This window comes from Rubrivivax rivuli (assembly GCF_004016505.1).
Lineage (GTDB): Bacteria > Pseudomonadota > Gammaproteobacteria > Burkholderiales > Burkholderiaceae_C > Rubrivivax > Rubrivivax rivuli.
The window spans coordinates 290,103-302,707 of sequence record NZ_SACR01000003.1 but is presented as its reverse complement, the minus strand read 5'-3'; the positions used below and the strand labels follow the sequence as shown (position 1 = coordinate 302,707).

General features: G+C 70.8%; 12 protein-coding genes. 4 read left to right on the top strand and 8 right to left on the bottom strand.

The features are described from left to right. Window positions 1–2 precede the first annotated feature (2 nt). Window positions 3–590, top strand: a complete 588-nt coding sequence (gene recR, locus EOE66_RS09950; RefSeq protein ID WP_128228540.1) for a recombination mediator RecR — start codon at window positions 3–5, stop codon at window positions 588–590. 7 nt (window positions 591–597) lie between these two features. Here recR and EOE66_RS09945 read toward each other — a convergent pair whose 3' ends face one another. From EOE66_RS09945 to EOE66_RS09925, 5 genes are all read right to left on the bottom strand, one after another. Next, the gene (locus EOE66_RS09945) at window positions 598–1,374 is read right to left on the bottom strand and encodes a DUF2189 domain-containing protein (protein WP_128228539.1); all 777 of its coding nucleotides are present in this window, start codon (window positions 1,372–1,374) and stop codon (window positions 598–600) included. Window positions 1,375–1,440: 66 nt separating this feature from the next. Further along, entirely contained in the window at window positions 1,441–1,968 is a 528-nt protein-coding gene (lspA, locus tag EOE66_RS09940) for a signal peptidase II (protein ID WP_245478985.1), read from the bottom strand. Continuing rightward, window positions 1,965–4,814 carry an isoleucine--tRNA ligase gene (gene ileS / locus EOE66_RS09935; protein ID WP_128228538.1) on the bottom strand — a complete coding sequence of 950 codons (2,850 nt, stop codon included), beginning with the start codon at window positions 4,812–4,814 and terminating at the stop codon, window positions 1,965–1,967. The genes lspA and ileS overlap by 4 nt, the downstream gene beginning before the upstream one ends. A 247-nt stretch (window positions 4,815–5,061) precedes the next feature. Next, entirely contained in the window at window positions 5,062–6,042 is a 981-nt protein-coding gene (locus EOE66_RS09930) for a bifunctional riboflavin kinase/FAD synthetase (RefSeq protein WP_128228537.1), read from the bottom strand. 8 nt (window positions 6,043–6,050) lie between these two features. Continuing rightward, window positions 6,051–7,127 carry a glycosyltransferase family 4 protein gene (locus tag EOE66_RS09925; protein ID WP_128228536.1) on the bottom strand — a complete coding sequence of 359 codons (1,077 nt, stop codon included), beginning with the start codon at window positions 7,125–7,127 and terminating at the stop codon, window positions 6,051–6,053. 54 nt (window positions 7,128–7,181) lie between these two features. Between EOE66_RS09925 and EOE66_RS09920 the strand changes: the two genes are divergently transcribed. From EOE66_RS09920 to EOE66_RS09910, 3 genes are read left to right on the top strand one after another with little or no spacing between them, the layout of a single operon-like run. After that, window positions 7,182–8,018, top strand: a complete 837-nt coding sequence (locus EOE66_RS09920; protein ID WP_128228535.1) for a DUF5672 family protein — start codon at window positions 7,182–7,184, stop codon at window positions 8,016–8,018. Further along, entirely contained in the window at window positions 8,015–8,596 is a 582-nt protein-coding gene (locus EOE66_RS09915) for a methyltransferase domain-containing protein (protein ID WP_128228534.1), read from the top strand. Before EOE66_RS09920 ends, EOE66_RS09915 begins: the two co-directional genes overlap by 4 nt. Next, complete coding sequence (locus EOE66_RS09910; protein ID WP_128228533.1) at window positions 8,593–9,750, top strand: glycosyltransferase; 1,158 nt, start codon at window positions 8,593–8,595, stop codon at window positions 9,748–9,750. Before EOE66_RS09915 ends, EOE66_RS09910 begins: the two co-directional genes overlap by 4 nt. Here the strand turns inward: EOE66_RS09910 and EOE66_RS09905 are convergent. Genes EOE66_RS09905 through EOE66_RS09895 form a run of 3 tightly spaced genes read right to left on the bottom strand, consistent with a single transcriptional unit; the run spans window position 9,737 to window position 12,603 of the window. Further along, window positions 9,737–10,471 (bottom strand): pseudouridine synthase, encoded by a 735-nt coding sequence (locus EOE66_RS09905; RefSeq protein WP_128228532.1) that lies wholly within the window; start codon window positions 10,469–10,471, stop codon window positions 9,737–9,739. The two genes, EOE66_RS09910 and EOE66_RS09905, sit on opposite strands and share 14 nt — an antisense overlap. A gap of 4 nt (window positions 10,472–10,475) precedes the next feature. Further along, on the bottom strand, window positions 10,476–11,468 hold the full coding sequence (locus tag EOE66_RS09900) for a P1 family peptidase (RefSeq protein ID WP_128228531.1): 993 nt from the start codon (window positions 11,466–11,468) through the stop codon (window positions 10,476–10,478). Between the two features lie 7 nt (window positions 11,469–11,475). Beyond that, window positions 11,476–12,603, bottom strand: a complete 1,128-nt coding sequence (locus EOE66_RS09895) for an acyl-CoA dehydrogenase family protein (RefSeq protein WP_128228530.1) — start codon at window positions 12,601–12,603, stop codon at window positions 11,476–11,478. Window positions 12,604–12,605 lie beyond the last annotated feature (2 nt).

The window sequence follows — 12,605 nt, the reverse complement described above, 5'->3', positions numbered from 1 at the left end:
CCATGGCCGAACGTGCGCTGGAAGCGCTGATCGACGCGCTGCGGCGGCTGCCCGGCGTGGGCGTGAAGTCGGCGCAGCGCATGGCTTTCCACCTGCTGCAGCACGACCGCGACGGCGCGCTCCGCCTGGCCACGGCGCTGGGCGATGCGGTGCATCGCATGCGGCATTGCCAGCGCTGCCACACCTTCACCGAGGCCGAGGTCTGCAGCACCTGCGAAGACCCGCGGCGCGACGGCCGCCAGCTGTGCGTGGTGGAAACACCGGCCGACCAGGCGGCGCTGGAACGCAGCGGCAGCTACAAGGGCCTGTACTTCGTGCTGATGGGCCGCATCAGCCCGCTGGACGGCGTGGGCGCCGCCGACATCGGTGCCGAGCGCCTGCTGGAGCGCGCTGGTGACGGCGTGGTGGAAGAGGTGATCCTGGCCACCGGCTTCACGGCCGAAGGCGAGGTGACGGCACACGCCCTCTCTCAGGCGCTGAAGGCGCGTGGCCTGCGCGTCACGCGGCTGGCACGCGGGGTGCCGGCGGGCAGCGAGCTGGAGTACGTGGATCTCTCCACCATCGCGCACGCGATGGGCGATCGGCGCTGAGCGCCCTTCAGTCGGCCACCGCCGCGCGGTAGGCGTGCCAGCTGGCGTGCCCCAGCACCGGCCCCACCACCAGCAGCCCGGCAAACCACGGCAGCAGCGCCACGAACACCAGCCCGGCCAGCAGCGCGGCCCACCACAGCATCACGCCGGTCTGCGTGAGCACCAGGCGCAGGCTGGTGAGGCCGGCGGTGATGGCGTCGGTCTGGCGGTGCAGGATCATGGGCATGCTGATCACGCTGACGGCGTAGATCAGCGATGCGAACACCGCGCCCACCGCCGCCCAGGCGACGATGAAGCTCAGGTTCTCGGGGTCCAGCAAGGCCCGCAGCGAGCCCTTGAAATCGGGCATGCCGTCGAAGCTGACGGCAAACACCACCAGCGTGGCGCGGCCCCACAGCATCTCCAGCACCAGCAGCACGAAGCCGAAGATGGCCAGTTGCCCGGTGCGCGTGTCCCAGGCCAGCAGCGAATCACCGAAGTCGGGCTTCTGGCCGGCTTCCAGCCGCTGGCTCACGCGGTACAGGCCCAGGCACAGGAAGGGCCCCATCAGCAGGAAACCGGCCGACAGCGCCAGCGTGTAGGCCGGTGCGCTTTCGTACACCTTCAGCAGCGCCCAGCCCATCACCATGAAACACGCGCCGTAGAACAGACCGATGACCGGCGCGCGCATGAAATCGCGCCACCCCAAGGCCAGCCAGCGCAGCGGGTCACCGAAGCGCAGCGGCTTCAGTTGCGGCGCTGCAGGGCTGCTGGGCTCGGTGGAAGGCGGGGCCGGCGTGTCCATGCCGCGCATTGGGCGCCGCCAGCGCCACGCTGGCAATCGGGGCCAGCCTGAGGGTTCGTGTGCGGTTCAGCGCCCGCGCCTGACGCGCAGGATCTCGTCCAGGATCAGGCACATCGCGCCCAGCGTGATGGCGCTGTCGGCGATGTTGAAGCTGGGGAAGTAGCCGCCAGTGAACAGCGGCTCCAGCACTCTGAAGCGGAACTGCAGGAAATCGACCACATAGCCGTGGATCAGCCGGTCCACCACGTTGCCCAGGGCACCGCCCATGATCATGCTGACCGAGAAGCAGAACAGCTTCTCCGTCGGGTGGTTGCGGATCATCCAGACGATGAAGCCCGAGACCACCAGCCCCAGCCCCGTGAAGAACCAGCGCTGCCAGCCCGAGGCGTCGGCCAGGAAGCTGAAGGCCGCGCCCGGGTTGTGCGCCCGCACGAGGTTGAAGAAGCTGGTGACCGGGCGCGCGTCGCCCAGCTGGAACCAGCCGACGATGAGCGTCTTGGTCACCTGGTCGGCCAGGATGACGATGGCCGCCAGGCCCAGCCACAGCCACAGGCTGGGGCTGCCCGGCGCCTTGCCGCGCGCCGCCACGTTCACGCCACGGTGCGGGTTTCGCCCGCGCCGTGCAGGTTGCTGGTGCAGCGGCCGCACAGCGTCGGGTGGGCCGGGTCGTGGCCCACGTCTTCGCGCCAGTGCCAGCAGCGTTCGCACTTGGTGTGCGTGCTGGCGACCACCTGCACGGCCAGCGCATCCCCCGCCACCAGGCGCGCCGCCGAGGTGATGAAGACGAACTTCAGGTCTTCGCCCAGGCTGGCCAACAGCGCGTGGTCGGCGGCCTCGGCCGTGATCTGCACCTCGGCCTGCAACGACGAACCCACACCACCGGCGCTGCGCAAGGCCTCGATCTCCTTGTTGACCACGTCGCGCAGCTCGCGGATGCGGCCCCACTTGGCCAGCAGCGCGGCATCCGGCGCAGGCAGCGGCCAGTAGGTCTGCGTGAAGATGCTCTCCAGCTCACCGTGGCCGCCGTCGAAGAGCTTCCAGGCTTCTTCGGCGGTGAAGCTGAGGAAGGGCGCCATCCAGCGCAGCATGCTGTGCGTGATGTGCCACAGCGCCGTCTGCGCGCTGCGGCGGGCGTGGCTGCCGGGGGCCGTGGTGTAGAGGCGGTCTTTCAGCGCATCGAGGTAGAAGGCGCCCAGGTCTTCGCTGCAGAAGACCTGCAGCTTGGCGACCACCGGGTGGAACTCGTAGGCCTCGAAGTGCGCCAGGATTTCGGCCTGCAGCTCTGCCGTGCGCGCCAGCGCGTAGCGGTCGATCTCCAGCAGCGCATCTACCGGCATCGCGTGCTGCGCGGCATTGAAGTCGCTGGTGTTGGCCATCAGGAAGCGCAGCGTGTTGCGGATGCGCCGGTAGGCGTCCACCACGCGGGCCAGGATGTTGTCGTCGATGTTGAGGTCGCCGCTGTAGTCGGTGGCGGCACACCACAGGCGCACGATTTCGGCGCCGAGCTTGTTCGTCAGCGTCTGCGGCTCGACCACGTTGCCCAGGCTCTTGCTCATCTTGCGGCCGGCGCCGTCGGTGGCGAAGCCGTGCGTGAGCAGGCCGCGGTAGGGCGCGCGGCCTTCCAGCGCGCAGCCGATCAGCAGCGAGCTGTGGAACCAGCCGCGGTGCTGGTCGTGGCCTTCCAGGTAGAGGTCGGCCTCGGGGCCCTGCGCGTGCGCGCCGCCCGGGTGCGAGCCGCGCAGCACGTGGCTGAAGGTGCTGCCGCTGTCGAACCAGACGTCGAGGATGTCGTGGCTCTTGGCGTAGTGTTCGGCCTCCGCACCCAGCCAATCGGCCGGGTCGAGCTGGCTCCAGGCCTCGATGCCGCCCTGTTCCACCAGGGCCGCGGCGCGGTCCATCAGCGCCAGGGTGTCGGGGTGCAGTTCGCCCGTCACCTTGTGCAGGAAGAAGGGCAGGGGCACGCCCCAGCTGCGCTGGCGGCTGATGCACCAGTCGGGGCGGTTGGCGATCATGTCGCGCAGGCGGGCGCGGCCGTTCTCGGGGTAGAAGTTCGTCGCGTCGATGGCGGCCAGCGCCGTCTGGCGCAGCGTGCCGGGCGCCTTGTCGACGGTGCAGACGCCGTCGCCCTCGTCCATGCGCACGAACCACTGCGCCGCGGCGCGGTAGATCACCGGCGTCTTGTGGCGCCAGCAGTGGGGGTAGCTGTGCAGCATCTCGGCCTGGGCCAGCAGGCGGCCGGCGTCTTGCAGCGCCTGCACGATCACCGGGTTGGCCTTCCAGATGTGCTGCCCGCCGAAGAGCGGCAGCTCGGCCTCGTAGACGCCCGAGCCCTGCACCGGGTTGAGGATCTCGTCGGCCTTCATGCCGTGGGCCAGGCAGGACTGGAAGTCGTCCAGGCCGTAGGCCGGCGAGCTGTGCACGAGGCCTGTGCCGTCGTCAGCCGTCGCGTAGTCGGCCAGGTACACCGGCGAGAGCCGGTCGTAGCCCGGGTGCACGTGCGCCAGCGGGTGGCGGAAGTTCAGGCCGCCGAGCTTTTCACCCAAGGCGGTGGCCACCACCTCGCCCGCGAGGCCGTAGCGCGCCAGGCACTTCTCCACCAGCGCCTCGGCCAGCACGAGCAGGCCGCGCGGTGTGTCCACCAGCGCGTAGACCAGGGCCGGGTTGAGGTTCAGGGCCTGGTTGGCGGGCAGCGTCCAGGGCGTGGTGGTCCAGATGACGGCGAAGGCGTCTTTCTGCAGCGCCGGCAGGCCGAAGGCCGCGGCCAGCTTGGCGGGCTCGGCGCTGAGAAACGCGACGTCGACCGTGGGGCTCTGCTTGTCGGCGTACTCGATCTCGAACTCGGCCAGCGAACTGCCGCAGTCGAAGCACCAGTACACCGGCTTGCTGCCGCGGTAGACGTAGCCGCGCTCCATCAGGCGCTTGAGCACGCGCATCTCGCCGGCCTCGTTGGCCGGGTCCATGGTGCGGTAGGGGTGGGCCCAGTCGCCCAGCACGCCCAGGCGCTGGAAGTCGGCCTTCTGCTGCTCGATCTGTTCGGCGGCGTAGGCGCGGCTGAGCGCCTGCACCTTGTCGCGCGGCAAGCCGCGGCCGTGGGTCTTCTCGATCTGGTTCTCGATGGGCAGGCCGTGGCAGTCCCAGCCCGGCACGTAGCGCGCGTCGAAGCCGGCCAGCTGCTTGCTCTTGACGATCATGTCCTTGAGCACCTTGTTCAGCGCGTGGCCGATGTGCAGCTTGCCGTTGGCGTAGGGCGGGCCGTCGTGCAGCACGAAGAGCGGAGCGCCGTGACGCGCCACGCGCAGGCGCTGGTAGAGACCGCCGTCCTGCGTGGTGTCGTTCCAGGCCTTCACCCACGCCGGCTCGCGCTTGGGCAGGTCGCCGCGCATGGGGAAGGGCGTGTCGGGCAGGTTCAGGGTGCTGCGGGTGTCAGGAGAGTTGCTCATGGCGTGTGGGCTCGGCAGGTGCCGCCCCGGTGGAGGGCGGAAAGGGCGGCACGGGGTCGTTCGGGTAGGCCGGCCGCGCTGGGGGCGCGGGCGCGCGTCAGCGCGCAGGGCCGGGCGTCAAGGGCCTGGCTTCAGGAGGCCGAACGAATAATTCGATCGCGCGTGGCTTGCCGGCGGGTGGCGGCCTGCCAGCGCAGGAGGCCGGCATCGGGCGAGAGGGCAGGCGTGAGGCGCATGAGGGCCGATTTTAGACGCGGACCTCGCCCGCGGCGCGCCACCACGCCCGCGCGGCCTCGGTATCGCGCGCAATGCCCTCCTGCAGCGCTTGCAGGCCGTCGTACTTCAGCTCGTCGTGCAGCTTGTGCAGCAGCTCCACACGCAGCAAGCGGCCGTAGCCGCCGTTCTCGCCCAGCGCCGCGGGCCAGTGCAGCGCGTGCACCTCCAGCAGCACGCGGCCGGCATCTTCCACCGTGGGCCGCACGCCCAGGCTGGCCACGCCGGGCACGGGCCCGCCGTCCAGCCCGTGCACGCGCACGACGAAGATGCCGCTGGCCGCCGGCCTGGCGTGGGCGAAGCGCAGGTTCAGCGTGCGGAAGCCGAGTTGGCGCCCCAGCTTGCGGCCGTGCAGCACGTGGCCGCTGATGCTGTAGGGTCGGCCGAGCAGCGCCTCGGCCTGGCGCATGTCGCCGCGGGCCAGCGCCTCGCGCACGGCCGAACTGGAAACGCGCAGGCCGTGCACCTCGTAGCTGTTCATGCGCGCCACGTCGAAGCCCGCGGCCGCGCCGGCCGCATCCAGCATCGCGTAGTTGCCGGCGCGGCGGGCCCCGAAGTTGAAGTCGTCGCCGACCAGCACGTACTTCGCACGCAGGCCGCTGCGCAGCACCTCGTCGATGAAGACCTGCGGCTGCATCGAGGCGAAGGCCTCGTTGAAAGGCAGCACCACCACTTCGTCGACGCCGCAGCGCTGCAGCTCGCAAAGCTTGTCGCGAAGCGTACCGATGCGTGCCGGGGCCGCGGCGGCTTTGCCGGCCTTGCGCGCCATCTCTGCGAAGTGGTCGCGCGGGTGCGGCTCGAAGGTCATCACGCAGCTGGGCAGGCCGCGGTGGCGGGCTTCGTTGTTCAGCAGGGCCAGCATGGCCTGGTGGCCACGGTGCACGCCGTCGAAGTTGCCGATGGTGATGGCACAGCCGGCGGTGCCGGGGCGGCGCCAGCCGCGTTGGATCTGCATGCGGCCGATTATCCCGGCAGGCCCAGCAGGCGGCGGTAAAGCGCCAGGTAGGCCGCGGCGGCGTCGTCCCAGTTGAACTGCGCGGCGTGCTGCCGCACCGCCTCGGGCCGGCCGGGTTCGGCATGGCGCAGCAGGCCCTGCTGCGCCACTTGCTTCATGGCCTGCGGCTCGAAGCTGTCGAAGTAGCTGGCGGCATCGCCACCGATTTCCGGCAGGCAGGTGCGCCGCGCCAGGAAGACGGGCTTGCCGAAGTGCATGGCCTCGATGGGCGGCAGGCCGAAACCTTCGGTGAGCGAGGGGAAGAGGAAACCGGCGCAGTTCGCATAGGCCCAGGCCTTCTGCGCGTCGCTGATGCCCAGGTGGAACTGCACGTTGGGCTGGCGGTTGGCGGCCTTCAGCGCCTTGGCGTCGTCGCTGGGCGGGCCGCACATCACGAACGTCATCTCGGGCCACTCGCGCGCCAGGTCCAGCACCGCCTGCGGGTTCTTGCTGGGCGACATGCGGCTCAGGTGGAAGAGGAAAGGGCGCTCTGGCTGCGCGGCCCAGCCCGGCAGTGGCACGCGTTCGGCGGCGACGAAGCTGCGCGCACCGTTGTAGATCACCTCCAGGGGCCCGGCCCAGCCCAACTCGCGCTTGACGTCGCCGGCGGTGTGCTGGCTGATGGCCACCACGTGGTCGGTGCGCGCCACCAGCTTCAGCGTGCGGCGGTGGTGGCGCCAGCGCGAGAAGGCGTTGCGGCCATACAGGTAGTTGAGGTCGTGCACCGTCACCAGCCGCGTGCCGCCGTCGGCCATGTTCGGCGGCAGGTTCTTGTTCAGCTGGTGCAGGCTGTGCCACAGCGAAAACGGCTCAGGCTGCACGTGTCGCAGGCGCTGCCAGCGGTTCACCGCGATGTAGGCGACCTCGTCGCCGAACAGGCCGAACAGCTTGTCGCGCAGGTGGAAGTGCAGCCGGATGCCGTGCTGTTCTCGCCACGCCGGCGCCACGGCAGCGATGCGGGTGCCGATCTGCAAGGAGAACTCGCCCAGCCCGTCGTGCAGCGCGCCGATGTTGCCCAGGCTGATGCCGATGTGGCGTTCTTTCATCGGCGGGCAGTGTAGCCACGGCCGCCCCCGGGCCTGCCGGCACAATGCGCCGCCATGAAGCGACTGGCCCTGCCCCAGGTGACCCTGTGCATCGTGGACACACGGGCACCGGCTTTGGCTGCCGAGTCGCTGCGCCACTCGATGGCAGGCATCGACTTCGGCAGGGTGCTGCTGTTCACGCGCGGCTGGCAGCCGCCGGCACCGCTGCCGGGCATCGCGGTGGTGGAGATCGCCGAGATCACCTCGGGCGCCGACTACTCGCGTTTCGTGCTGCGCGACCTGCCGCCCCACATCCACACGCCCTTCGTGCTGGTAACGCAGTGGGACGGCTTCGTGCGCCAGCCCGAGGCCTGGACCGATGAGTTCCTGGAGTACGACTACATCGGTGCCGTCTGGCCCGACCAGCCCGAAGGCCGCAACGTGGGCAACGGCGGCTTCTCGCTGCGCTCGCAGAAGCTGTTGCAGGCCGGGCGCGACGCGCGCATCACCGAGCTGCACCCGGAAGACCTCGTGCTCGGCACCACCCACCGAGCCATGCTGGAAGCCGAACACGGCGTGCGTTTCGCGCCGCCCGCACTGGCGCACCGCTTCGCCTTCGAGAACCGCCCGCCGCGCGGGCCGGTGTTCGGCTTCCACGGCCCCTACAACCTGCCGCGCGTGCTCGACGAAAACACGCTGCTCGGCTGGCTGCCGCAGTTGCCCGATGCCTTCTTCCGCAGCCGCGATGCGCGCCGTCTGGCGCGCGCGCTGCTCGCACACCGCATGCCGCGTGCCGCCACCGAACTGCTGCGCCGCCGCCGCGCAGCCGGCCGGCGAGACATCAACACCCGCGCTCTGGGCTGGCTGGCCGCGGCGCAAACGCTCGTCACCCCCGGGGCCCGCCCACGATGACCACCCGCCACCTCGACCTGGGCTGCGGCCCGATCCCGCGCAACCCCTACGGGCGCGACGAACTCTGCGGCGTCGACCTCTCGGGCGACGACAGCGGCCCCATCCGCCGAGCCAATCTGGCCACGCAGCCGATTCCCTTCGAGAGCAACAGCTTCGATTCGGCCTCGGCCTACGACTTTCTCGAACACATCCCGCGTGTGCTGCCCACGGCCGATGGCCAGGGCACGCGCTTCCCCTTCATCGAGCTGATGAACGAGGTGTGGCGCGTGCTGAAGCCGGGCGGCCTGCTCTACGCCATCACGCCGGTGTTCCCCAGCGCGGCCGCCTTCATGGACCCGACGCACGTGAACATCATGACCAAGGACACGCACACCTACTTCACGCGGCCACAGCGGCTGGCGGCGATGTACGGCTTCAACGGTGATTTCGAGGTGCGGCGCGTGCAGCTGACCAAACCCGACTCACAGCGCGCCTTCATCCCGCCACCGCAAGGCTGGTGGGAGCGGGTGCGTCTGGCGCACCGCATCCGCCGCGGGGCCTGCGGCCACCTGATCTGGGAGTTCGAGGCGAAGAAGTGAAGCTGCTCGCGCTGGCTGGCGACATCACGGCCCTGGTTGCGCAGATCCGCGTGGCCTCGCCGCTGCAGGCGCTGGCCGATGCCGACGGGCACACGCTGGCGCTGCGCAGCTTCCACGACTGCACACGCGCCGACCTCGCCGCCGCCGACGTGCTGGTGGTGCAGCGCGGCCTGAACGCCCGCGCCTGGCGGCTGCAGCGCTGGATGCGCCAGCGCGGCGGCGCGGTGGTGTACGACATCGACGACCTGCTGACCGAACTGCCGCCGCACATCAGCAACCAGTCGGCGGTGGCGGCGCAATTGCAGTGGCTGCCACGCTGCCTGGCCGAGAGCGATGCATTGAGTGTGAGCACCGCGCGGCTGAAGCAGATGCTGGCAGAACGGCTGGCGCTGCCCCCGGCCGTGGTGGTGGCCAACCACGCTTTGCCGCCGGATGGGCAGCCCTTGCCAGAGCAGAAGGCCGGGCCGGTGAGCCTGCTGTTGGCGTCGACCGAGAACCTGGCGGTCGAAGCGCTGTTCCCGGCGCTGCGCGCGGTTCAGCAGGCGCAGCCCGAGTTGCAGATCGTCGTGGTGGGCCCGCCCGGCGCGGCTTTTGAAGCCGCCGGCCTGCAGGTGCAGCGCCACCCGTTGATGCCGCGCGCGGCCTTCCTCGATTTCGCGCGCAACCTGCCCAACCCCGTGGGCGTGGTGCCTCTGGAAGACAGCCGCTTCGCTGCCGGCAAGAGCGCGGTGAAGTGGCTGTACTACGCCGGCATCGGCGTGCCGACGCTGTGCTCGGCCGTCAGCCCGTATGCCGAGGTGCTGGCCCACGGCCACAACGGCTGGCTGGTGCCCAACACCGCAGCAGCCTGGGAAGCCGCGTTGCGGCAGGTGATGGCCGACCCCGCCGCCCGGCAGCGCGTGGCGCAAACCGCGCGTGACGAAGTGCAGCACCGGCACGGCCTGGACCTGACGCTTGTCGCCTGGCGCCAAGTGATCGCGCTGGCCCGGCAGCAGCGGGATGAGAAGCCACCGCCCGCGCCAACGCTCGGTGAACGACTGAACGACTGGGGCGCTGCACTGGCCGAAAGCAGCCTGGGCCGATTGCGTGCGTTCAACCGTGCGCGGCTGGCGCAGCGTCAGTTGAAAAAGCAGGCCCGCTCTAAGGCGCCTTGACCGGGGCCGGCGCCTTCACCGGCGCGGGCAGGGCGCCCGCATCCACCCAGGCCCATTGCCCCGGCGCCAGCGTCTCGGGCAGCACCCAGGGCCCGAAGCGGCTGCGGTGCAGGCGCTCCACGCGGTTGCTCACCGCGGCCAGCATGCGCTTGACCTGGTGGTACTTGCCTTCGCCCAGGGTCAGCCGCAGGTGGCGCTCGGCCACGGTCTCAGCGGCCACGGCGCGCACCGGCGCCGGGTCGTCGTCGAGCACCACGCCTTCACGCAGGCGCTGCAGCTGCACCTCGTCCAGCGGGTGCTTGGTGAAGACCTCGTAGACCTTGTCGACGTGGTGCTTGGGGCTGGTGAGGCGGTGGATGAGCGCGCCGTCGTCGGTGAAGAGCAGCAGGCCCGTGGTGTCTTCGTCCAGCCGGCCCACCGGCTGGACGCCACGGGTGCGCAGCGGCGCGGGCAGCAGGCTCATCACGCTGGGGTGGTGGCGGGGTTTCTGGCTGCACTCGTAGCCCGCCGGCTTGTGCAGCATCAGCAGGGCCTGGGCGTGGAAAGCCCAGGGCTGGCCATCGACCTCGAAGGTCAGACCGGTCGTATCGAAGGTCTCGGTCGGGTCATCGAGCACGCGGCCTGCGATGCGCACATGCCCGAACTGCACCAGACCCGCACAGACGCGCCGGTTGCCGAAGCCCTGGCTGAAGAGGATCTGCGCGATGCTGGGTGGGGCCATGGCTTCAGGCTTGGAAGTCGCAGGCCGCGGGCACGGCGGGCGAGCCGCCCTGCGCGGGCAGTGATCGCGCCGCCCGCACGGCATTGCGGATGGCGCGGGCCACGGCCTCGGCGGCCAGCAGGCCCAGCGCGTTGAGATCGCCCGGCGTGCCGCTGCCGCCCGTGGCCAGGGCAAAGAGCGTGTCACCGTCGTGTGCGGTGACCGGGTTGAGGGCGCGCGAAAGCCCGTGGTGCGCCAGCCCGGCCAGCGCCGTGGCCTGGGCCTTGGTGAGCGCCGCGTCGGTGGCCACGATGCCCAGCGTGGTGGCCATGCCAGCCATCATCGCAGCCGGGCCGGCGCCGGCCAGCACAGCGGCCGTGCTGCCTAGCAGGCGCGTGCCGTCTTCGCTGCGCGCGCCGGCGATGACGCGGCCGTGTTCGTCGATCACATCGCCCAAGGCATTCACCGCCACCAGCGCGCCCACGGTGTGGCGGCCGAGCTTCAGCGAGGTGGTGCCGATGCCGCCCTTCATGGCGCGCGCAATGCCGAAGAGCTTGCCCACCGTGGCGCCCAGGCCGGCGCCTGCATTGCCTTGTGCAGGTGCCCCGGTGCTGGCGGCCTCACAGGCCGCGTAGCCCGTGTCCGCGCCGGGCCGGATGCGCGCATCGCCCAGCCACAGGTCGAAGAGCACCGCGGCCGGCACGATGGGCACACGCGCCACCGCCCCCACCGGGAAGCCGTGGCCGCGTTCTTCCAGCCAGCGCATCACGCCGCCGGCAGCGTCCAGCCCGAAGGCGCTGCCGCCCGTCAGCAGCACCGCGTGCACCTGCTGCACGGTGTTTTCGGGGCGCAGCAGGTCGGTCTCGCGCGTGCCGGGCGCACCGCCGCGCTGCGCCACACCGGCCACCGCGCCTTCGGGGCACAGCAGCACGGTGCAGCCCGTCGCCCGGCCCACGGCCGCGGCGTGGCCGACGCTCAGGCCGGCGACATCGGTGATGGCGCCGGAAGCCAGCGTCATCGTGGACTCAGGCGAACACCCCGGCGGTGTCTTGCATGCGTGCAGACACCTCGCCCAGGTGGTGCAGCGTGTCGCCGTAGGTCATCTCCAGCACCGTCAGGCGCTTGAAGTAGTGGCTGGCGATGTACTCGTCGGTGCAGCCGATGCCGCCGTGCAACTGGATGCACTGCTGGCCCACGTAACGCATGCTCTGGCCCAGCTGCACACGCGCCTGGCTGATGGCGCGGCGGCGCTGCGCCGGTGCTTCGCCCAGCTTGAGGCTGGCGTAGTAGCTCATCGAGCGGCCCAGTTCCAGCTGCATCTTCACGTCGGCGATGCGGTGGCGCAGCGCCTGGAAGCTGGCCAGCGTGGTGCCGAACTGCTTGCGCGTGTTCATGTAGTCCACGGTGATGGCCACCAGGCGGTCCATCAGGCCCACGCCTTCGGCGCATTGCGCGGCCAGGCCGGCGTCGACCGCGGTTTCCAGCACGGCGTGGCCGTCGGTGGTGATCAACTGCGCAGCCGCCGCGTTCAGGGTGATGTCGCCTGCGCGCGCGCCGTCTTGTGTGGGGTAGGGCGCCACGGTGGCGGCGAGCTTTTCCACCACGAAGAGGCCGATGCCGGCCGTGTCGCCGTCGCTTCCGCTGATGCGCGCCGGCACAATGTAGGCATCGGCTTCGTCGGCTGCGGGCACCGCCAGCTTCTGGCCTGTGAGCTGCCACTGGCCGCCCACCTGCTGCGCGGTGGTGCTGATCTTCGTGAGGCGGTAACGCGCAGCGCGTTCGTGCAGCGCCGGCACCACCAGCGCTTCGCCACCGGCGATGCGCGGCAGCCAAGCGGCCTGCAGCGCCTCGGGCGCGGCCGAGAGCAGGGCCGGCGCCATGAGTGCGGCTTCGGCATAGGGCGCGTTCACCAGGCCGCGGCCCAGCTCTTCGCATACCACCATCGCGTCCACCGGCCCTTGGCCGAGGCCGCCGTGGGCCTCAGGAATCACCAGCCCGGCCAGGCCCAGCTCGGCCAGTTCGCCATACACGGCGCGGCTCGCGCCGCCGGCCTTGGCCAGGCCGTGGCGGCGGTCGAAAGAAAAGCCCTTGTCCACCCAGCGGCGCACGGCGTCGCGCAGCGATTCCTGGTCTTCGGTGAAGTCGAAATCCATGG